Source organism: Nonomuraea sp. NPDC050394 (genome assembly GCF_044459065.1).
Lineage (GTDB): Bacteria > Actinomycetota > Actinomycetes > Streptosporangiales > Streptosporangiaceae > Nonomuraea.
Genome location: NZ_JBITIO010000010.1, coordinates 254,980 through 273,723 on the forward strand (window position 1 = coordinate 254,980; position 18,744 = coordinate 273,723).

The window sequence follows — 18,744 nt, forward strand, 5'->3', positions numbered from 1 at the left end:
GCGGCATGATGCAGCAGCGATTTTCGGGCAGATTATGGGGCAAGGTGCTGGCCGGTGTTACGGTCGCCGTCGTGCTGATCTCATCGGAGCCCGTCGCGGCTCACTCGCCCAGGGAGCCGGTCGTCATCGGGCACCGGGGCGCCAGCGCCCACCGCCCCGAGCACACCCTCCTGTCCTACGAGGCCGCGATCGCGATGGGCGCCGACTACATCGAGCCCGACCTCGTGTCCACCAAGGACCACGTGCTCGTCGCCCGGCACGAGAACGAGATCTCCGGCACCACCGACGTCGCCGCCCACCCCGAGTTCGCCGGCCGCCGCACCACCAAGACCATCGACGGCCGCCCCGTGACCGGCTGGTTCACCGAGGACTTCACGCTGGCCGAGCTCAAGACCCTGCGCGCCAAGGAACGCATCCCGGACCTGCGGCCCGACAACGCCGCCTTCGACGGCCTGGCCGAGATCCCCACGTTCGAAGAGGTCGTCCAGCTCGCCCAGCGCCACCGCGTGGGCGTCTATCCCGAGACCAAGCACCCGACCTACTTCGACTCCATCGGCCTGTCCCTGGAGGAGCCCCTCCTGGAGATCCTCGGCCGCCACCGGGTGCGCAAGGCGTTCATCCAGTCCTTCGAGACCGCCAACCTGCGCGAGATGCGCTCCAAGACCCGGCTGCCGCTGATCCAGCTGATCACCTTCGGCGGCAAGCCGTACGACTGGACGGTCTCGGGCGACCCGCGCACCTACGACGACATGGTGAAGCCGCAGGGCCTGCGCGAGGTGGCCACCTACGCCAACGGCGTCGGCGTGGACACCCGCCGCATTCTCCCGGTGGGCGCCGACGGCCGCCTGCAGCCGCCGACCACGCTGGTGAAGGACGCGCACCGGGCCCGCCTGGACGTCCACATCTGGACGATCCGCAACGAGAACTCCCAGCTCCCCCTGGACCACCGCCTCGGCAACCCGGCCAGCCCGGTCTACGCGCGGGCGACCGGTGACGTGATGGGCTTCCTGTCGCGGCTGGTGTCCCTGGGCATCGACGGCGCGTTCTGCGACGACCCGGCCATGGGCCGGGCCGTCGTCAGCGGGCGCGGCTGAGCCGGGGTCAGGCCACCTCGGCGGCGGAGTCGAGCGGACGCAGTTCGTCGGCGTAGCTCACCGACGTGCGGCGCATCACGCCGCCGTCGTCGATCGAGTACTGGCCGAGCCGCCACAGCGGCGGCGAGTAGGCGTGGATCGAGACGCTGTGCGAGGTGGCGCCGTTGAGACGGTGGATGTGGTCGGGGCCGAACGAGAACGACTGGCCCTCTCCCACCACCGTCTCCAGGTGTTCGCCGCCGATGCGCGGGTTGCACTCCAGCAGCGCGCCTTGCACCACGTGCACGGCGCCGGAGCTGATGTCGTGGTCGTGCCAGCCGGTGTCGTCCTCGGGCCGCCAGCACAGGAGCCACACGTCCACGTAGGCGTCGCGGTAGAGCGAGGCGTAGTGGCGGCCGCCGTCCTGCGGGAAGTCGACGAGCTCCTGCCAGCCGTCCGGGTTGGCGGCGAGGTCGTTGACCAGGTCACGCAGCTCGCGCCGATCGAGGGCGCGCTCCGGGAGGCGGGTGCAGGCGCCCCCGTCCTTAGTCTGGGTTGCCTCGCCGGGGAGCTCGGCTGTGTTGACCAGTCGCGTGCTCATGTGCGGTTCTCCTTTCTGCCGAGTAGACGACGGGGGTTGGTCACGCGGATGGCGTGCGCCGCCGCGTTGCCGAGGCCCGGGTCGGGGGCCGAGGCGTAGGGGGCGTCGGAGCCGTTGACGACGACGTCGACGCCGAGCTCGCGCACGATCGCGTCGATCGCGCGCGGGCCGTAGCTCGAGGTCTCCACGTAGAAGCCGGGGTCGACCAGGCCGCGGTTCTGGCCGCCTCTGGCGATGAGGCGTTCGGAGTGCAGCGGTGCCAGGCCCGCGAGCAGGGTGAAGCAGACGCGCAGCTTCGGGTGGCGCGGGCGCACGACGGCGTGGAAGTGGTACCAGGCCGCGTGCATCTGCTGGACATACGGCACGACGGCCGGCCACCAGGACGGGCGGCCGGGGCCGCCCGCGGCGGGGCCGGGGTGGACCAGCAGGGGCAGGTCCCGCTCCACCAGCACGTCGAGCAGTTCGTCGAGGGGCTCGGCGGTGGCCGGGATCTGCAGCCCGGCGAAGCCGCGGTCGAGGTCCTTGGCCAGACGGGCGGGGTCGGGCTCACTGTGGCAGGTGGCGGCCCAGGCGCCGAAGCGCTCGGGCAGCTCCAGCGCGCCGTCGTGGTAAGCCTCGATGAGCGGCCAGGACTCCTCCGGCGGCAGCGACTCGATGCCGAGCGGGCTGGACAGCGACACGAGCGCGAGCTCGCCGGTCTCGCGGGTGGCGGGGTCGTGGTCGGCCGGGTCCACCTCGTACGGCGGCTCGCCGTCCAGGTGGAGCGTCCACCCGTCGAGGTACGGCGCGGCCGTACGCGCACGCAGCGCCTCCACGAAAGAACGCGTCCACAGGTGCTGATGCACATCGATGCTCACGGCCACACCTCCCTGTATTTCCTACTGATAATATAGGTAAACGTCGCCGCCTCGGAAGACACAAGCGTGAAGCGGTTCACTGATACGGTTCAGTGAACCGCTTCACCTACCGTCCTGTCAACGCTGCGCCCTTCTGTCGGCCACACGCAATAGGCTGGCTTGATGCCCCGCAAGAGAGCGACCATCAAGGAAGTGGCCCAGGCCACAGGCCTGTCACCGGCCGCCGTCTCCTATGCGCTGCGCGGCATGCAGGTCTCCGAGGAGACCATGGAGCGCGTGCGGGCCGCCGCCGCCGAACTCGGCTACGAGGCCGACCCCATCGCCCGTGCCCTCGCCAGCGGCCGTACCGGCATGATCGGTGTGCTCTGCGGCTCACTCGAAGACCTGTGGCAGCAGTCGCTGGCCGTCGGCATCAGCAGGGGCCTGCGGGAGAAGGACCGCTACGCGCTGATCCTCGACGCGGTCGGCGACCCCGACCGCGAGCGCGCCCTCGCCCAGCAGCTACGCGACCAGCGCGTCGACGGGCTCATCGTGCAGCCGGTCGACCCCGCCGCGGCCTTCTGGCCCGAGCTGTGCGAATCGCTGCCCGTGGTCTCGGTCGGCGACTCCCTGGCGGGCACCGCGGGCGAGGTCGTCTTCGACAACCGGCGCGGCGTGACGCTGGCCCTGGAGCATCTCCAAGCACTCGGCCACCGCAGGGTGGCCGTCCTCACCCCGACCCGCCCCAGCACCCCCGACCGGCCCGCCGACGTCCACGTCAGCGCCGAGGCCGAGCGGCTGGGGCTCGACCTGGAGGTCACCACCGCCCCCTACGAGCTGGCCGGCGCCACCGCCGCGGCCCGCCGCATCCTGGAGGAGGACCGGCCGAGCGCCGTCTTCTGCTTCTCCGACTCCATCGCCTACGGCGTCTACGCGGCGGCGGCCGAGCTGGGCCTGTCGATCCCGGACGACGTGTCGGTGATGGGCTACGACGACCATCCGATGTCCGGCCTGCTCACGCCCGGCCTCACCACCGTCGACTGGACCATCGCCGGCATCGTCAGAGCCGCCGTCCGCCTGGCGGTCGCTGCGGTCGACGGCGGGCCGAAGCGCCGCCGGGTCGTCCAGCAGCCCACGCTGCGCGAGCGCGGCTCGATCAGAGACGTCGCCTGACCCGGACCCGTCTACAGCACGCCGCGCGGGACGACGGGCGGCGGGGGGCAGGGCGCCCCGCCCGTGAGCGTGTCCCCGTCACGCAACGGCACGTTCGCCTCACGCACGTAGAACAGCGGACGCCGCGGCGCGATCCGGTGCACGTAGCGGCCGACCACCGCCAGCCCGGCCAGCGTCACGGCCGACAGCGCGAGGTGCGCCCCGGTGAGGCCCAGCGCCGCGACCACGAGCCCGAGCGCCGCCAGCAGATAGAGCAGATTGAGCGGCCGCCAGGAGAACCCGAAGAACAGCTCGAACGCGTGCCCGGCCAGCCGGCCGAGACGCAGCTTCGACCGTCCGGCGCCGCGCTCGCGGTGCGTGACGCTCACCGCCGCGTACCGCGCCCCCACCAGGGGTACGGCCGGCATGAACCACGGCAGGCGCAGGTCGCTGATCGTCGCGGCCACCGGCGTGCGGACGAGCCGGAAGGTGGAGGCGCCCCGCGGCATGCCGATCTTGAACACGGCGCGGGCCGACCAGTGCAGGCCGAGCGAGCCGAGCTTGCGCACGAGCGGGTCGCGCCGGTTGACCCGGTGGCCGAAGACCACGTCGAACCCCTCGGCGGCCTTGGCGAGCAGCGTCCAGATCTGCGAGGGCGGCACCTGGAGGTCGGCGTCGCACTGCACCGTCCACGGCTGGGCGGCGTAGGAGAATCCGGCCGCCATGACCGCGTCGATGCCGAAGTTGCGGGTGAAGGACAGGTAGCGCACCCGGGGATCGGCCTCGGCCAGGGCCCGCATCCGGGCCAGCGAGTCGTCGGAGCTGCCGTCGTCCACGAAGAGGATCTCCAGGTCCTCGATCGCCGACAGTTCGGCGACGAGCTCGCGGTAGGCCACGTCCACCTGGGCGCCCTCGTTGAAGCACGGCACCAGCACCGTCAGGCCCGTCGTCACTGCGATCTCCTCAGCACCAGGCCGAGGACGAGCGGGTTCGCCCCCAGCGCGTACACGGCCCCGGCCGCCCCGGCCAGGGGAATGGCCACCGCGCCCAGCACGGCGACCGCGGCCAGCGCGGCCACCACGGCCCTGGCGTTGGCCCGGGGGTCGGTGTGCTCGACGACGAACGTGGCGCCGCTGGCCAGCGCCTGCACGGGAAGCAGGGTGAGCGCGAGCACGCCGAGCGCGACCGGGCCGTGGATGTGCCGGACCAGGGCGACCCCGGCCAGCGCCAGCCAGAGCACGCCGGCCACGGCGGCCAGTCCGGCCATGCGACGTCCCAGCACCCGCGCCCCCGCCGCGCCGCCGCCCGCCACCCTGAGCGACAGCTGCGGCTGGTAGATCCGCTGCAGCGTGTAGAGCACCGAGAGGGCGAAGCCCCAGGCCAGGGTGACGAAGTAGAGTTCGCCGCTCTGCCCGGCGTGGGCGCTCAGCGAGAGCTCGACGAAGAGCGTGCCGATCATGGCGTTGTTCATGACGTCGGCCGCGCCCATCAGCACGATCGTGCCCGCCAGCACGCGGCGCAGCCCGGGGCGCGGACGTCCGGCGCGGGGCAGGCCGGGCAGGAGCGAGAGGTTGAGCACGGTGACCAGCGCCAGCAGCCCGGTCAGGTAGCCGGTCGGGCCGACCCCGGCGAAGAAGGCCAGCGCCGCCATCGCGCCCATGCCCAGGCCGAGCACGGCGAAGTGGACGGTGTCGCGGGCGTAGCGGCCGAGCGCGCGGTGCAGGGCGACGCCGAGCATGCCGCAGCCGAGCGCCACGTAGTACGCGATGCCCAGCAGATAGAGCGTGACCGGGTGGCCGGGGGCCAGGGCGAGCGCGACGACCGCGGCGGCGGTGGCCGGCAGCGGTACGTACGCCACCAGGGCGCGGAGCATGCCGGCGAGCTGGTCGCGGGTACGGCGGGCGCGCGGGATCAGCTTGAGCGCGGCCTTCTCGGTGCCCGACTGGACGACCATGCACAGCCAGCCGACGGCGCCCATGACCGCGGCGTAGGCGCTGAAGTCCGCGCGGCTCCAGGCCAGGGCGAGCAGGGCGGCGGAGCCGTACAGCATCAGGCGGAAGGTCGCGCGGCCGGCGATCAGGGTCGTGAGCCGCGTCAGCCCGATGCGGTGGGTGGCGGTGGCGGTCATCCGGCGTCCAGGTCGGCGAGGACACGCTCGCGCAGCGGGCGGCTGCCGTCGCGCAGGTAGGCGCGCAGGGCCGATTCCACCTGTTCGCGGCCGAACCGGTCGAGCACGCCGGTCAGTGACGGTCCCTTCTCCATGCCGAACAGCGCGGTGAAGAAGGTCCTGACCTGCGCGGCCTCGAAGGTGTCCGGCAGCGGCAGGAGGGCTTCGACGTGTTCGTGGGCGGGAGGTTCAGAGGGGCGCGCCGCGGTCCAGGTCGCCGGGCGGCCGGGCCCGGCCAGCCAGGCGCGGACGTGGGCCAGGCGCTCGGCGGCCGAGGGGTCGAGGCGGCCTTGGGCGAGGGCCAGGTCGTAGCAGGTGGCGTGCAGGGCCGCGCACACCTTGGAGAAGGCCGGCGGCTTGGCGGGCAACTCGTCGAGCGGGATCTCGCTGATCTCCTCGATGTGGGCGCGGACCGCCTCGTCGGTCCTGGCCTTGGCGATCAGCGCGTCGAACTCCTTGTACCAGCGCGCCAGCGTCTCCCGGTCGAGCGGCGAGCGGTCGTCGTGGTCGCGGATCCAGCGGATCATGCGCGCGGGCAGGTACGGCACGAGCGGATCGCCCGCCACCGGCCGGGGAGCCGAGGGAACGGCCCGGTAGACGGCGCCGCACGCCCGGCACGAGAATCGCCGCCGGCCCAGGTCAGAGGGGTGCGGATCACCGCACTGCAGGCACCTCACAACGGCACCGCCACCGCCGATGAGGGCACCAGCTCCGCGCCGAGCCCGCTCTTGACCTCGGCCTGCCCCTTGCCGAGCACCAGGCCGCGCTTGCCGGCACCGATCGCCCACTCGACCATGCGGACGTAGCCGTCGAAGTACAGGTGCTTGCGCCCGCCGCTCTCCGGCGGGAGCGCGCCCCAGCTCAGGCAGATGGGCCAGGCCGGATGGTCGAGGATCAGGGAGAGGCCGAGCAGGCGCCGCCCATGGCGGTAGGTCAGGGCGACGCTCTCCCCGCCGCCGATCAGCGCCTCCAGGTAGGGCAGGGGCAGCGGTGCGAGGGGGAGGAACCTGCTGCGGTGCTTGAGGTCGTTCTCGGCGCGCAGCCGGGCCGCCTCCTCCGCGCCGACCAGCTCGGCGGCGGGGCCGATCCGGACGGTCAGTTCCGCGGCGAACGTCCTGGCCCGCCTGCGCAGGGAGTCGCGGCGGCGGGGGTCCAGCCGGGCGTACCAGTCGTCCAGGCCGGACCAGGGGAGGGCGAGCTTGGCCAGGGGAGCGGTGGGCAGGTTCACCTTGACCGGCCCGGGGAGCAGGGAGCGCTCGTCGGCAGAGACCTCGCGCCAGACCATGCTCCGCCAGCCGGGGCCCAGCTCCCGTCGCAGCCCGCGCGCGTAGGCGCGCAGCAGGCCGGGGTCCGGTTCGTCGCGGAACCACCAGCCCTTCTGGGAGCGGTTGCCCGGCGCGTGGATGTCCAGGACACCGGCAGGGGCGCGTGTTCCGGCGTAGACGCCGCGCCGCAGCCGGGGGGTGCGCAGTGAGGCCGAGGCGGCGCCGACCGCCTTGCCGTCCTGCCGCAGGACCGCCAGCACCACGGGCGCTTGGGCGCCCCAGGCGTAGGCGCGCAGCAGGTCATAGCGCCAGGTCACCCATTGGCCGGCGGCGAGGCGTAATTCCTCCCAGCCGGCGGGCTCCGGGTCGTGCCGGGGATCCAGGAACTCCACGCTCATCCGATCGCCCACCTGGGTACCGCCACGACCTTCATGGGGAGGTATTCGAACCCCAGCGAGCGCTTCACGTCAACGAAGCCCCTGCCGGCGAACAGGCGTTTGGCGCCCGCGGCCGTCGCGTGGGCGACGATCCGGGCGTAACTGTCGAAGTAGAGGTCCTTGCGGCCGCCCTGCTCCGGCGGCAGCGCGGCCCACGGGCCGTACATGGGGGCGACGGGGTGGTCGTAGACCATGGCGAAGGCCAGCAGCTTCTCGCCGTGGTGGTAGCTGAGCGTCCACACGTCCTCGCGGCCCAGCAGCGCGGCGAAGTACGCGGGCGACAGCGGCAGGCGCGGATCGAGGGAGGAGCTCAGCCGGGCGGCGTGGCGTTCGTCGAGCGCGGCCAGTTCGGCCGGGTCGAGGTCGCGGCGGGCACTGCCCTCGCGTACGCGCAGCTCGCCGTCCTGGGCGATGCGCTTGATCTGCCGCCGCAGCGTGGAGCGGCGGTTACGGCTGAGCGTGCCGATCCACCCGTCCGCGGAGGACCAGCCCAGGTGCATCTCCGTGGTGCCGGGGGACGGCCTGACGATCGCGCCGCGCCGGGCGACCAGCGGCAACGCGGGCTCGGTGACCATGCGGTAGACCACACCGGCCAGGCGCCAGCCGAGCTCGGCGGCGGCGGCCCGCTCGAAGCTCCTGATGAGCTCGCGGCCGTCGGCGCCCTCGGGCAGGCACCAGGTGGGAGCGTTGGAGTGAGCCGGTAATCGCACGTCGAGAAAGAGCGGCGGGCGGGAGGTCCGCTTTGGCCACAGGCCACGGCAGACCGCCCCGATGGCGCCAGTGACATGGTCGCCGTCGCGGAAGACGCCCAGCAGCGGCCGAGCCCACGAGGCGGCAAAAGAGCTACGGATCACGTCATAGGACCATATAGCCGTTAACCCCTGACGAATCCGGAGATCTTCCCAGCCCGCAGGCTCTGGGTCAATATCCGGGTAAGACAGTTCAATCTTCACTTAGGTCCTTGATTCACCCGAAAAATTACGAAATGGCAACGAAATGACTGACAGTCATAGTTAGGAGTATATGTCTGATTTGATCATGGCCGCGCGCCATACCTGGACGCGTGTACCTATTGCCCGCGCACAACCAGCGCGGCGTTTGATCAGGGGAATGCCATGAAAGTTGGGGTGACGGGTGGTAATGGCTTCATCGGCCGTTACGTCTGTGAGGAGTTAGCCGCCAGAGGCCACACTCCGATCGTCTTCGACCATCAGGATCGCGGCTCCAGCCCGTTCGAGGTCATGCTCGGTGACATCAGGGACGCCACGGCCATGACCGAACTGGCCGCCCACGCCGATGCGATCATCCACCTGGCCGCCGTCCTCGGCACCCAGGAGACGATCACCAATCCGCGGCCCGCCGCAGAGACCAACCTCATGGGCGGTCTCAACTTCCTCGAAGCGGTCGCCCAGTACGACCTCCCCGGTGTCTACATCTGCGTGGGCAACCACTGGATGGACAACAGCTACTCGATCTCCAAGACCGCCGTCGAACGCTTCGCGCGCATGTTCAACGCCCACCGCGGCACCAGGGTCAACCTGGTCAGAGTGGTCAACGCCTACGGACCCCGGCAGATGGCGGCGCCGCCGTTCGCCGCCGGAAAGGTCCGCAAGATCACCCCCGCCGTGATCTGCCGCGCCCTGTCCGGGATGCCGGTCGAGCTGTACGGCGGCGGCACCCAGATCTCCGACATGGTGTGGGTCGGCGACGTGGCCAGAGGCCTGGTCGCCGCGCTGGAGACCGCCGCGGTCAAGCCGCCGCTCGGCCACGTGGTCGAGGTCGGCCCGACCGAGTCGACGAGCATCCGCGCGGTCGCCGAGATGATCATCGACATGTGCGAGGAGCGCGGCTACGAGCGCGCGCCGATCGTGGACCTGCCGATGCGTCCGGGCGAGACCCCGGAGACCGCCGTCACCGCCGACCCCGAGACGCTGCGCCCGGTCGGCATCGACCCTGCCTCGCTGGTCACGCTGCAGGAGGGCATGGCCAAGACCGTCGACTGGTTCATCGAGAACCGCGGCACCCACTGGAACACCCCGAGGTGAAGCACGTCGTGATCCTCGGCGGCTCGGACGGCACGGTCAGTGCCTTCCGGGCCGCCCGGCGGCTGGGCCTGTCCACGATCTGCGTGGACATGCGGGCCGACGCACCGGGTGTGGCGGAGTCCGACGAGTTCGTGCACGTCAGCACCCGCGACGTCCCGGCGATCGCCGCCGCGCTGCGCGAGCGCCATCGCCCGGCCGGTCTGCTCGCCCCCGGCAGCGACATCAACCTCCCGTCGCTGGCCGAGCTGGCCAACCTGCTCGGCCTGCCCTGCGCGCTCACCGAGGAGACCCTGCGGGTCTCGACGGACAAGGCCGCCTTCCGCGAGACGTGCCTGCGCCTCGGCCTGCCGGGCCCGCGCTACTCCACCGATCCCGAGGTACGGCCGGCGCTGCCGGTCATCGTCAAACCGGTCGACTCCGGCAGCTCACGCGGCATCACGATCGTGCGCGAGCAGGAGGACCTCGCACCGGCGGTCGAGCACGCGCGGGCCGTCTCCCCGACCGGCCGCATCATCATCGAACAGCTCCTGACCGGCCAGGACCTCTGCGGCGAGGCCATGCTCCAGGACGGCAGGATCGCCCTGCTCGGCCTGAGCCGGCGCGTCACGGAACCTCCCGAGGTGGTCGCGGTCGGCCACGACATGGAGCCGGGCGACGGCGTCCTGGACAAGGAGGTCACCCGGCAACTGGAGCTCGTCTGCGCCGAGGTCGGCTACCGCGACGGCCCGCTCAACGTCGACCTGTTCGTCGAGGACGGCGTGGTCACGCTGATCGAGATGGGCGCGCGCATCGGCGGCAACGGGCTGGGCGAGGCGCTCGGCCTGATGTACGGCGTGGACACGGTCGAGGCCACGGTCCGCCTGGCCATCGGCGAGCGGCCCGACCTCACGCCCACCCGCCGGGGCCCCGCCTCGGTACGGGTGCTGCGCGCGCCGTTCGAAGGCGTCCTGCTCGGGATCGACGGCCTGGAGTCGCTGCCGGACACTGCCGAGATCGTGGTGGTCGCCTCCCCCGGCGACCACGTCTTCCCCTACACCGAGTGCCGGGCCAAGCTCGGCTACGTCGTCGACCACACGCCCCCGGACCTGGACGCGCTGGTCAAGGTCGATGTCCGTTAGGTTCTCCGCCGCGGCGTGGGAGAGGTCCTACCGGCGCACGGTCCGGCTGGCCTTCTCCCGCGTGCCCTTCTACCGCGACCAGTGGGTACGCGCGGGCCGGGCGCTCGACGAGCCCCTGCCCACGCCCACCGGGGAGCTGGCCGATCAGCTTCACCGGCTGTGCCCGTTCGCCGAGCCGTACGATCCCGGGGCCGAGCCGAGCCTGTGGATCGGCCCGGCGGGCGGGCTGCGGGCGGCGCTGGCACAGGCCCTCGGCGCGGCGGGCGTGCGCGGGCGGGTTCCGGTGCTGGAGGTGCGCCGGGCCGTGCTGGATCGGCGGAGGCTGGGGCCGGGCGGCCCGCCGTACGGTGTGCTGCTGGAGCCGGATGCCACGGTCGTGCACGAGCGCAGGCGGCGTGAGCTCAACGCGCCCGCGCTCAAGCTCGCCGCCGACGCCGGCCGCGCGGTCGTGGTCGGCGAGCGGGCGGCGGTGGCGTCGTTCCTGCCCGACCTGGCGGGCGTCGAGGTGAACGTGCTGGAGCGTGTGACGCTCGCCGGCGCCGCCGAGGGCGCGCTGGTGCACGACCCGCATCTCGGCTACTACGCGGCCCGCGCCCGCTGCGGCCGGGTCCATCTGCTGTGGCGGCGCTTCCACGCCCGGCCGGAGGGCGGCGGTCTGGCCGTCTCCGCGCTGGGCAGGCGCCGTCCGGTGCTCGTCGCCGTGGTCCCGGACGGCGGTGGCGAACTCGGCCGCTGCCCCGGCCACGGCACCCCGATCCTTGGAGTCGCATCGTGATCAGAGCCAACCGGGTGACGCTGCTCGCGGGCGCCCTTGCGGTGGCGCTGGCGGGAGTCGTCCGCTTCGTCCTGCCGTACGAGCAGGAGATCACCTCGCTGTGGGGGTTCCTCGTCAAGCTCACGCCGCAGCTGGCCGCCATCGTGGCGATCGCCTGGCTGGACGTCGAGTGGGCGCGGCGGCTCAGGCTGCACCTGGTGGCCATCCCGGCCGTGTTTCTGGCCTTCCTGCTGTACTTCGTGCCGAAGACCTTCATGGCCGCCATGGACATCGAGGACAAGTCCGGCACTTTTGAGGACCTCTACCTGCACGTCGTGGTCTTCGTGCCGTTCCTGATCGTGGCGCTGCTGCTGGCCTACCGGATCGGCGGCGGCTCGCGGGAGGGCGTGCTGCGCACCGGCCTGGCGATGTCGATCCTGCACGTGTCGGGTCTCGAGGACCTCGTGGCGGTCTCCATGAACCGCCGTCTCGACGCCATCCCCGAGGTGTGGGGCTGGGCCGACCACATCACCGTGCGGATCGGCCACCCGGCCACCAAGTACGAGGCGTACGCCTTCATCGCCGCGCACGTCGTCGTGGCGCTGCTGGTGTTGTTCGTGCCGCGCCGGTGGCTACGGCGTCGGTCCGCCCGGTCGCAGGAGTAGCCGGGCCGCGTCGAGGTCGCCGTCCAGCGGTCGGTCCGGCTCGGCGCCGCGGCGGGCCCGTACGGCGGCCACCCGCTCGCAGGCCAGCACGATCTCCAGCGGCTCCACGCAGCGCAGCGCGTAGCGGGCCGCCTGGGTGGCGAAGCCGGCGTGGTCCTCGGTGCCGCGGGAGATCACCGCGGTGCCGGTGGTGACCGGCGTCGCCAGGTGGCGCAGCTCGGCCAGCGCGTCCTGGGCCACGTACTCCAGGATCATCAGGCCGGAGGCGCCCGGCCGGTCGGCGAGGAAGGGCAGGGCGCCGGTGTAGCCCGGCTCCATCAGCGTCGCCAGCCGGGCGGTGCTCAGCTGCGCCGTCTGCGCCACCGCCGCGCGCAGCGTGTCCAGGGCCAGCGCCACGGGCGCCGAGTGGAAGTTGCCGTTGTGCCAGGCCAGCGAGCGGTCGATGAGCGGGTTCTCGGCGGCGGCGTTGAGGTCCACCTCGACGGTCGTGGCGGCCCGCTCCAGCGCGTCGAGCGCGCCGCCGTGCACCTGGGCGAAGGCGCGGTAGCCGTACGGGTCCTGCACGCGGGCGGCGAGCTCACCGTTGAGCAGGCCGCGCAGCCGCGCGGCCACCACCGCCTGCCCCCGATGCGGTCTCGCTTCCTGTACGGCTGCCGCCAGCGGCTCCGCCGAAGCCCCGGCCGCGGTGAAGGAGAAGGCGGCCACGTCGACCGCGGCGTCCAGCAGCCCGCGCAGCCGATGACAGGCCAGCGCCGCGTCGGCCAGCGTCAGCGCGCCCGAGCTGATGAACGGCAGCCCGTCCGAGCTCGCCAGCGCGAAGCGGGGACCGTCGCCGCCGTGCCACGCCTGCTCGCCCAGCAGGCACAGGGCGGCGCTCGCCAGCGCCGTCAGGTCGCCGGTGCCGATGGCCCCGTAGGCGCGTACCGGGGGAGTGACGCCCGCGTTGATCGCCTCGGCCAGCACCGGCAGCACCGCCGGGTCGATCCCGGAGCCGCCCGCGAGCAACTGGTTCAGGCGTACGGCCAGCATCCCCCTGGCCCGTTCCGCCTCGATCAGGGGCCCGGCGCCACCCGCGTGACTGCGCAGCAGGTCGAGCCCGGACGCGGCCACCTCGACGTCCTTGTTCGCCCCGACGCCCGTGCTCTGCCCGTAGACCGGGCCGGTCAGCGCCTGGGCGGTGGCCCACGCGGCCCGGGCGCGATCGGTGGAGCCGATCGTCACCCGGGCCTGGCCGGTGGCCACGGCCGCGACCCGTGAGCAGGTCAGGCCGGCGCCGTGGAGTTCCATGGGCGTGATCAGTCGCCGTCGGGGATGACCAGGCTGAGCAGCCAGCTCACGATGCTGATGATGACCGAGCCGATGAGCGCGGTGACGAAGCCGTCCACATGGAACGGCACGTCGAGCTGCCCGGCGATCCAGCTGGTGAGCAGCAGCATCGCCGCGTTGATCACCAGGAGGAAGAGCCCCAGCGTCAGCACGATCACCGCGCAGCCCAGCATCTTGACGATGGGCTTCACGATCGCGTTGATCAGGCCGAAGATGAGGGCGACCACGACGAGCGTGCCCCAGTACTTCGCCGTGGTGTCGGTGTCGACCGTGATGCCGGGGAGCAGTTGTGTGGCGACCCACAGGGCGACCGCGGCCGCCAGGGTTCTCAAGATGAATATCACGCTGATAGATCCTCGCACTCCTTGAGGGCCGATCGGTAGAGGCGCAGCGCCACCAGGGGATAGATCATGACGCTGAGCACGCCGGCGGTGACCATCGCGGCGGCGTGCGCCGAGCTGATCGCGCCCTGCTGCACGCCGGTGTTGGTGATCACCACGATCAGGGGCAGACCGGCCGCGGCGAACAGCGCCAGCGCCTTGTGCTCGCCGGGCCGCAGGTCGGGGTCGCGCCGGTGCAGCAGGTACGTGGGCAGGCCGCGTACCAGCAGGAACGCGAGCAGGAAGATCGGGATCAGCAGCAGGCTGCGCGGGTCGGTGAACAACGCCTTCAGGTCCAGGTTGGCGCCGCTGACCACGAAGAAGAACGGGATGAGGAAGCCGAAGCCGATCGCGTCGAGTTTGGAGGAGATCACGTGCTCCTCGGCCTCCGGGCCGGAGGCGACCGCCAGCCGTACCACGATGCCCGCGGCGAACGCGCCGAGCAGCACGTCCAGGCCGAACGCCGACGCGGCGGCGATCATCGCGATCAGCACGAACATGACGATGCGCACCGCGAGCTGGCCGCTGCTGCCCATCGTGCCGGCGACCAGCCGCGACAGAAGCGGGTGCCGCGGCCGGGCGGCCATCGCCGCCGCGGTGATCGCGATGACGGTGAACAGCGCGATCAGCGCGATCGTGTGCCAGCGCTCGTCCTCGGAGAAGACGAAGGCCATGGCCACGATCGGGCCGAACTCCCCGAGCGCCCCGATCCCCAGCACCCGGCTGCCGAACGGCGTGGGCAGCGCGCCGGCGTCCCGCACCATCGGCAGGATCGTGCCGAGCGCGGTCGTGCACAGGGCGAGCCCGATCACCTGGGCGGCCAGCGTGAAACCGTTCGTCGCCACCGCCACGAGCAGCCCGAGCGCCAGCGACGCGAACCAGCCGTAGATCGCCAGCCTGATCGGCCGGCCCTTGATCCGGGCGAACTCGATCTCGTAGCCGGCCATGAACATCAGCATGGAGAGCCCGAACTGCGAGATCGTCTCGATGACGCCGTCGGTCTTGATCCAGCCGAGCACCACCGGGCCGCACAGGACGCCGAGCAGGATCTCCAGCACCACGTTCGGCACCCGGACGAACCGGCCGAGCGCGTGGGCGACGATCGGCGAGATCGTGGCGGCCAGGACGATGATCAGAACAGTGATCATGCACGCTATGTGCCCACCCGTCACTCCATGTAGTCACTCGCCGGACTGTTGGCGTTATGCAGGCCCAGGATGGGGAAGAGCGGTGCAAGGGGGGAAGGGAGCGAGATGGACGCGAAGGAACTGGAGTCGTTGCCGGCCAGCGAACTGCACGAGCGTGCGGTGCGTTACGCGGTACGCCATGGAGACCTGGGGTTTCTCTGGAACCTGCTCAAGGTGATCCCGGCGGCCGAGGCGGCCAGCGGTCACGACGGGGAGACCGCCAACGACCTCAGCCGCGTCTCGGCCTTGCTCAGCGACGCTCTCGCCGCGGGTGAAGGGGACCTGGGGGAGGCGCTCAAACCTGTCTATATCGATTACCTCACCCAGCATCCGGAGGCTTAGCCGGCGAGTTCCGACGGCGTGCCGTACAGGGCGAAACCGGGTGTGCTCACCGAGCGTCCGCCGCGCGTGACGATCATCACCTCGTACGGCTCGGCCGCCGCCAGATCGATGGCGAAGCGGCGCGCGCGGACCGGGCCCATCGCGTACATGGCGGTGGCGAACGCGTCAGCCGTACTCAGATCCGGCCCGATCACCGTCACCGACCCGAGCGCGTGCTGGGCCTCGCCCGTGCGGGGGTCGACCACGCGGGTCTGGCCTGAGGTCGAGATGGCCAGGTCGTTGGCGAAGACCATGCGGCGCACCGCGTTGGTGCGCGGGTCGCGGATGCCCACGCGCCACGGCCGCCCCGGCAGTGAGGAGCCGCGTACCCGGATGTCCCTGCCCGCGGTGATCCGGTGGTCCACCGCTCCGGCGCCGGCCAGCGCCCGCGACAGCCGTTCGACCGCCCAGCCCTTGATGTAGCCCGAGACGTCCAGGACCCCGCCGATCCGCGAGTCGAACCACCCGTCCGTCGCCTCGGCCATCTCGTCACACCGGTGCAGTACCTCGATCAACTCCGGCACCTGCTCGATCGTCCTGCCCGCGTTGAGCCGGGCGATCTGGCTCTCCTCGTCGAACGGGTCGAACGTCCGGTCCACCCAGCGCAGCCAGGCGAAGGCGTTGTCCAGCATGGGAACCAGCTCACGCTGGGGCAATGCCGTGCGGATGTCCACATTGACGGAGGTGTTCAGTACCGTCTCCGTGCGTGCGGATCCAGGGAACGTCATGTGGGGCTCCTCTCTCGGGAGGACACATTTTCATAACGGGCGTATGGCGGACCTAAGCGCTTTGCCGGTGCCCTGGCTTCAGGTACGCGTGAGTAGGGTCTGATGCATGGCAAACGTGCGTGTTGAGCGGACAGAAGACGGCGGGTTCCGGGTGACCAACGCCCGCGGGGCCGAGGTGCGGATCGGTGGCGGCGACGAGGACGGCGTCTTCAGCCCCGTGGAGCTCCTGCTGGCGGCGGTGGGCGGATGCAACATCGTCACCGTCGAACCGCTCACGGCTCAGCGGGGGCATCAGCTCATCCGGCTGGCGATGACCGTCGAGGCGGAGAAGGTGCAGCCGAACCTGCTCGGGCCGGTGACCGTCACCTATGACGTGGAGGTGCCGTCGGAGAAGGCCGACGAGGTGTACCGCGCGGTGGCCCACCGGGTGCACGAGAAGTACTGCACGGTGAGCCGGTCGCTGTCTGAAGGTACTGAGGTCCGTTTGGAGCTTCCGTAGCCCTTTTGGGGAGACATTCGACCCCTATATGACGCGTCCGTTGCATTCGCCTCTGTAGTGTCGAAGCAGGTCAAGAGTCCTGCGACTGACTTGCAGACTTTTACCGATGCGGACGCGGAGGGGGACCGTCGTCTGCAGTGCGGGACCGCCGGTGCTTCGGGGGAAGGTACCGGCCTGGACCGCCATATATCGGGGCCGGGGTAGCTTTGGGGGAAGCTGCTCCGGCCCCGATTCACGTCCTGAGCCCTGTGTGGCGATTTTTGCTGACAAACACCCATACGCTGGGTTTTTGTGACAGTTTCCATGCTGATTGACTGCGACCCCGGCATCGACGACGCCCTCGCGCTCGCCCTGGCCGCCGGATCCGCCCTCGACCTCCGCGGCATCACCACCGTGGGCGGGAACGTCGGCCTGGACCTGACCACCGCCAACGCCCTCGCCCTGCGCGAGTTCCTGGACCTCGGCGACGTCCCCGTGGTCCCCGGCTGCTCCGGCGCCCTGGTCCGGGGGCCCATGGACGCCGCTCACGTGCACGGCGCCGGTGGGCTGGGCGACGCCGTACTCCCGCCGGCTCTCCGCGCCGTCGCCGACGGCCACGCGGTCGACTTCATCATCTCCGCCCTCCGCGACAACCCCGGCGAGATCACCCTCGTCGCCACAGGCCCGCTGACCAACATCGCCCTGGCCGTCCGCAGGGAACCCAGAATCGTGGGCTGGGTCCGGGACTTCGTGATCATGGGCGGTTCGTACACCCGCGGCAACCACAACCCCGCCGCCGAGTTCAACATCCTCACCGACCCCGAGGCCGCCGCCATCGCCTTCAACGCCGGCTGGACCGTCACCCAGGTGGGCCTGGACGTCACCCTGACCGCCCGCGTCACCACCCGGGTCCTCGACCGGATGCGCGACCTGGGCCGTCTGTCCTCGCTCATCCTCCCCAGCGTCCAGTACTACGCCCCGGTCACCGCCGAAACCGGACCCGCCCTCCACGACGCGGTCGCCGTGGCCCACGTCATCGACCCCACCCTCCTCACACTGACCCCCGCCGAGGTACGCGTGGAGACCGCCGGCCAGTACACCACCGGCATGACCGTCACCGACTTCAACTCGCCCACCCCCAACGCGCGGGTGGCCACCCACCTGGATGCCGACCGGTTCTGGGACCTGATGATCACCTCTTTTGGAGGGTTGGCTGGGCGGCTTGGGTGATGTGCGTGGTGGTCTTGGTGGCTGCTACAGTTACGTGTGTCGCAAGCGCCGCTAGCTCAGTTGGTTAGAGCAGCTGACTCTTAATCAGCGGGTCCGGGGTTCGAGTCCCTGGCGGCGCACCCGGCCGAAGCCCCAGTTCACTTTGGTGAACTGGGGTTTCTTCGTTTCTGGAGACCCTCGGGCGAGCGCCCGTCGTCGAGGAACCGCGCGTCGTCCAGATTCGACAGCCGCATCAGCAGGTCGTCGTCACCGGCCGCCTTCACCATGGCCGCCGCCGCGCACCGACACCGGCAGGCCGTGCCGGCGGCGAACCTGACCACCTGAGCGTCGTCACCCGCCCCGGGGATTTGGCCGCCCCCGGCAAAGAAGGGATCACGCCGTTCCACCATGCCAGCCGCCATGCGCATGCAGATGTGAGCCATGGGCGCACCCCTTCCGGGCCGTGGTGCGGTGGTGCCAAGCGGTCATCGGCTCGTCGCGCCGGCGACCTTGCCCGCACCTCGGCGCGCGGGGTGCGTCCACGCCGCCTTCCTCGGCCTGACTTGCGACGAGACGGCCGGGGAGCGGGACGGGGGTGTCCTCGATACCGGCGGGGACACCCCCTCACGTAGCCGAAGACGGCGTGATCCGGGTCAGTGGACCGCGGGGTTGCAGGCGTGGATGTAGACGCTACGCCCGTTGGAGTCCAGGCATCCGCCGGTCTGGCGGTTCCTGAGCTGGTACCAGAGCACGTCCTTGCCGACATCGTGGTGGAACGTCTTCTTCTTGAAGGTCACGTCCCAGCGCTGCCAGGTTCCGCCGTTGCAGCTGTGGCCGTAGGCCTGGGTGTGGTTGCCGTCCAGGCACCTCCACACGGCGTTGGCCTGGACGATCTCGAAGCCGTTGCCCTTGTTGATGAACGGGAAGTGCCCGCCGTACATC

General features: G+C 71.3%; 22 protein-coding genes and 1 tRNA gene. 10 read left to right on the forward strand and 13 right to left on the reverse strand.

Annotated features, from left to right (window positions below):
* Nucleotides 1-5 precede the first annotated feature (5 nt).
* On the forward strand, nt 6-1,094 hold the full coding sequence (locus tag ACIBKY_RS34505) for a glycerophosphodiester phosphodiesterase (RefSeq protein ID WP_397103344.1): 1,089 nt from the start codon (nt 6-8) through the stop codon (nt 1,092-1,094).
* Between the two features lie 7 nt (nt 1,095-1,101).
* On the opposite strand, the gene ACIBKY_RS34510 is transcribed toward ACIBKY_RS34505, so the two are convergent.
* Nucleotides 1,102-1,674, reverse strand: a complete 573-nt coding sequence (locus ACIBKY_RS34510; RefSeq protein WP_397103346.1) for a cysteine dioxygenase — start codon at nt 1,672-1,674, stop codon at nt 1,102-1,104.
* A complete protein-coding gene (locus tag ACIBKY_RS34515) occupies nt 1,671-2,531 on the reverse strand; it encodes an amidohydrolase family protein (protein ID WP_397103348.1) in 861 nt (286 codons plus the stop codon). The genes ACIBKY_RS34510 and ACIBKY_RS34515 overlap by 4 nt, the downstream gene beginning before the upstream one ends.
* A 162-nt stretch (nt 2,532-2,693) precedes the next feature.
* Here ACIBKY_RS34515 and ACIBKY_RS34520 point away from each other — a divergent pair, with 162 nt between their 5' ends.
* On the forward strand, nt 2,694-3,683 hold the full coding sequence (locus ACIBKY_RS34520) for a LacI family DNA-binding transcriptional regulator (protein ID WP_397103350.1): 990 nt from the start codon (nt 2,694-2,696) through the stop codon (nt 3,681-3,683).
* Nucleotides 3,684-3,694: 11 nt separating this feature from the next.
* On the opposite strand, the gene ACIBKY_RS34525 is transcribed toward ACIBKY_RS34520, so the two are convergent.
* Genes ACIBKY_RS34525 through ACIBKY_RS34545 form a run of 5 tightly spaced genes read right to left on the reverse strand, consistent with a single transcriptional unit; the run spans nt 3,695 to nt 8,385 of the window.
* The gene (locus ACIBKY_RS34525) at nt 3,695-4,615 is read right to left on the reverse strand and encodes a glycosyltransferase family 2 protein (protein ID WP_397103352.1); all 921 of its coding nucleotides are present in this window, start codon (nt 4,613-4,615) and stop codon (nt 3,695-3,697) included.
* Nucleotides 4,612-5,790: a hypothetical protein gene (locus ACIBKY_RS34530; protein WP_397103354.1), complete on the reverse strand. Its 1,179-nt coding sequence runs from the start codon at nt 5,788-5,790 to the stop codon at nt 4,612-4,614. The genes ACIBKY_RS34525 and ACIBKY_RS34530 overlap by 4 nt, the downstream gene beginning before the upstream one ends.
* A complete protein-coding gene (locus ACIBKY_RS34535; protein ID WP_397103356.1) occupies nt 5,787-6,506 on the reverse strand; it encodes a hypothetical protein in 720 nt (239 codons plus the stop codon). Before ACIBKY_RS34535 ends, ACIBKY_RS34530 begins: the two co-directional genes overlap by 4 nt.
* A complete protein-coding gene (locus ACIBKY_RS34540; protein ID WP_397103358.1) occupies nt 6,503-7,492 on the reverse strand; it encodes a hypothetical protein in 990 nt (329 codons plus the stop codon). The genes ACIBKY_RS34535 and ACIBKY_RS34540 overlap by 4 nt, the downstream gene beginning before the upstream one ends.
* The gene (locus ACIBKY_RS34545; protein WP_397103360.1) at nt 7,489-8,385 is read right to left on the reverse strand and encodes a GNAT family N-acetyltransferase; all 897 of its coding nucleotides are present in this window, start codon (nt 8,383-8,385) and stop codon (nt 7,489-7,491) included. Before ACIBKY_RS34545 ends, ACIBKY_RS34540 begins: the two co-directional genes overlap by 4 nt.
* Nucleotides 8,386-8,658: 273 nt before the next feature.
* On the opposite strand from ACIBKY_RS34545, the gene ACIBKY_RS34550 reads away from it, so the two are divergent.
* Genes ACIBKY_RS34550 through ACIBKY_RS34565 form a run of 4 tightly spaced genes read left to right on the forward strand, consistent with a single transcriptional unit; the run spans nt 8,659 to nt 12,113 of the window.
* Nucleotides 8,659-9,576: an NAD-dependent epimerase/dehydratase family protein gene (locus tag ACIBKY_RS34550; RefSeq protein WP_397103362.1), complete on the forward strand. Its 918-nt coding sequence runs from the start codon at nt 8,659-8,661 to the stop codon at nt 9,574-9,576.
* A complete protein-coding gene (locus ACIBKY_RS34555; RefSeq protein WP_397103364.1) occupies nt 9,573-10,694 on the forward strand; it encodes an ATP-grasp domain-containing protein in 1,122 nt (373 codons plus the stop codon). The genes ACIBKY_RS34550 and ACIBKY_RS34555 overlap by 4 nt, the downstream gene beginning before the upstream one ends.
* A complete protein-coding gene (locus ACIBKY_RS34560; RefSeq protein WP_397103366.1) occupies nt 10,684-11,469 on the forward strand; it encodes a hypothetical protein in 786 nt (261 codons plus the stop codon). Before ACIBKY_RS34555 ends, ACIBKY_RS34560 begins: the two co-directional genes overlap by 11 nt.
* On the forward strand, nt 11,466-12,113 hold the full coding sequence (locus ACIBKY_RS34565; protein WP_397103368.1) for a hypothetical protein: 648 nt from the start codon (nt 11,466-11,468) through the stop codon (nt 12,111-12,113). Before ACIBKY_RS34560 ends, ACIBKY_RS34565 begins: the two co-directional genes overlap by 4 nt.
* On the opposite strand, the gene ACIBKY_RS34570 is transcribed toward ACIBKY_RS34565, so the two are convergent.
* From ACIBKY_RS34570 to ACIBKY_RS34580, 3 genes are read right to left on the reverse strand one after another with little or no spacing between them, the layout of a single operon-like run.
* On the reverse strand, nt 12,081-13,400 hold the full coding sequence (locus ACIBKY_RS34570) for an aromatic amino acid ammonia-lyase (protein ID WP_397103370.1): 1,320 nt from the start codon (nt 13,398-13,400) through the stop codon (nt 12,081-12,083). The two genes, ACIBKY_RS34565 and ACIBKY_RS34570, sit on opposite strands and share 33 nt — an antisense overlap.
* A gap of 8 nt (nt 13,401-13,408) precedes the next feature.
* A complete protein-coding gene (locus ACIBKY_RS34575) occupies nt 13,409-13,783 on the reverse strand; it encodes a phage holin family protein (RefSeq protein ID WP_379612382.1) in 375 nt (124 codons plus the stop codon).
* The gene (locus ACIBKY_RS34580; protein WP_397103372.1) at nt 13,780-14,967 is read right to left on the reverse strand and encodes a cation:proton antiporter; all 1,188 of its coding nucleotides are present in this window, start codon (nt 14,965-14,967) and stop codon (nt 13,780-13,782) included. Before ACIBKY_RS34580 ends, ACIBKY_RS34575 begins: the two co-directional genes overlap by 4 nt.
* A gap of 105 nt (nt 14,968-15,072) precedes the next feature.
* Between ACIBKY_RS34580 and ACIBKY_RS34585 the strand changes: the two genes are divergently transcribed.
* Nucleotides 15,073-15,348 carry a hypothetical protein gene (locus ACIBKY_RS34585; RefSeq protein ID WP_397103374.1) on the forward strand — a complete coding sequence of 92 codons (276 nt, stop codon included), beginning with the start codon at nt 15,073-15,075 and terminating at the stop codon, nt 15,346-15,348.
* Here the strand turns inward: ACIBKY_RS34585 and ACIBKY_RS34590 are convergent.
* Nucleotides 15,345-16,115, reverse strand: a complete 771-nt coding sequence (locus ACIBKY_RS34590; RefSeq protein ID WP_397103376.1) for an FAD:protein FMN transferase — start codon at nt 16,113-16,115, stop codon at nt 15,345-15,347. The two genes, ACIBKY_RS34585 and ACIBKY_RS34590, sit on opposite strands and share 4 nt — an antisense overlap.
* A 106-nt stretch (nt 16,116-16,221) precedes the next feature.
* On the opposite strand from ACIBKY_RS34590, the gene ACIBKY_RS34595 reads away from it, so the two are divergent.
* The 3 genes from ACIBKY_RS34595 to ACIBKY_RS34605 all read left to right on the forward strand — a co-directional run bounded on the left by ACIBKY_RS34595 (nt 16,222) and on the right by ACIBKY_RS34605 (nt 17,942).
* Nucleotides 16,222-16,614 carry an OsmC family protein gene (locus ACIBKY_RS34595; RefSeq protein WP_397103378.1) on the forward strand — a complete coding sequence of 131 codons (393 nt, stop codon included), beginning with the start codon at nt 16,222-16,224 and terminating at the stop codon, nt 16,612-16,614.
* A gap of 291 nt (nt 16,615-16,905) precedes the next feature.
* Entirely contained in the window at nt 16,906-17,823 is a 918-nt protein-coding gene (locus ACIBKY_RS34600) for a nucleoside hydrolase (RefSeq protein ID WP_397103380.1), read from the forward strand.
* Between the two features lie 45 nt (nt 17,824-17,868).
* A tRNA-Lys gene (locus ACIBKY_RS34605) sits at nt 17,869-17,942 on the forward strand.
* An 18-nt stretch (nt 17,943-17,960) separates the two neighbouring features.
* On the opposite strand, the gene ACIBKY_RS34610 is transcribed toward ACIBKY_RS34605, so the two are convergent.
* The gene (locus ACIBKY_RS34610; protein WP_397103382.1) at nt 17,961-18,245 is read right to left on the reverse strand and encodes a hypothetical protein; all 285 of its coding nucleotides are present in this window, start codon (nt 18,243-18,245) and stop codon (nt 17,961-17,963) included.
* Nucleotides 18,246-18,455: 210 nt separating this feature from the next.
* The gene (locus ACIBKY_RS34615; RefSeq protein ID WP_397103384.1) at nt 18,456-18,743 is read right to left on the reverse strand and encodes a hypothetical protein; all 288 of its coding nucleotides are present in this window, start codon (nt 18,741-18,743) and stop codon (nt 18,456-18,458) included.
* Nucleotide 18,744 lies beyond the last annotated feature (1 nt).

Coding starts and splice junctions, on each gene's coding strand:
- ACIBKY_RS34505 (WP_397103344.1), top strand. CDS start 6: ATGATGCAGCAGCGATTTTCGGGCAGATTATGGGGCAAGGTGCTGGCC.
- ACIBKY_RS34510 (WP_397103346.1), bottom strand. CDS start 1,674: ATGAGCACGCGACTGGTCAACACAGCCGAGCTCCCCGGCGAGGCAACC.
- ACIBKY_RS34520 (WP_397103350.1), top strand. CDS start 2,694: ATGCCCCGCAAGAGAGCGACCATCAAGGAAGTGGCCCAGGCCACAGGC.
- ACIBKY_RS34530 (WP_397103354.1), bottom strand. CDS start 5,790: ATGACCGCCACCGCCACCCACCGCATCGGGCTGACGCGGCTCACGACC.
- ACIBKY_RS34540 (WP_397103358.1), bottom strand. CDS start 7,492: ATGAGCGTGGAGTTCCTGGATCCCCGGCACGACCCGGAGCCCGCCGGC.
- ACIBKY_RS34560 (WP_397103366.1), top strand. CDS start 10,684: ATGTCCGTTAGGTTCTCCGCCGCGGCGTGGGAGAGGTCCTACCGGCGC.
- ACIBKY_RS34570 (WP_397103370.1), bottom strand. CDS start 13,400: ATGGAACTCCACGGCGCCGGCCTGACCTGCTCACGGGTCGCGGCCGTG.
- ACIBKY_RS34580 (WP_397103372.1), bottom strand. CDS start 14,967: ATGATCACTGTTCTGATCATCGTCCTGGCCGCCACGATCTCGCCGATC.
- ACIBKY_RS34585 (WP_397103374.1), top strand. CDS start 15,073: ATGGACGCGAAGGAACTGGAGTCGTTGCCGGCCAGCGAACTGCACGAG.
- ACIBKY_RS34590 (WP_397103376.1), bottom strand. CDS start 16,115: ATGACGTTCCCTGGATCCGCACGCACGGAGACGGTACTGAACACCTCC.
- ACIBKY_RS34595 (WP_397103378.1), top strand. CDS start 16,222: ATGGCAAACGTGCGTGTTGAGCGGACAGAAGACGGCGGGTTCCGGGTG.
- ACIBKY_RS34610 (WP_397103382.1), bottom strand. CDS start 18,245: ATGGCTCACATCTGCATGCGCATGGCGGCTGGCATGGTGGAACGGCGT.
- ACIBKY_RS34615 (WP_397103384.1), bottom strand. CDS start 18,743: ATGTACGGCGGGCACTTCCCGTTCATCAACAAGGGCAACGGCTTCGAG.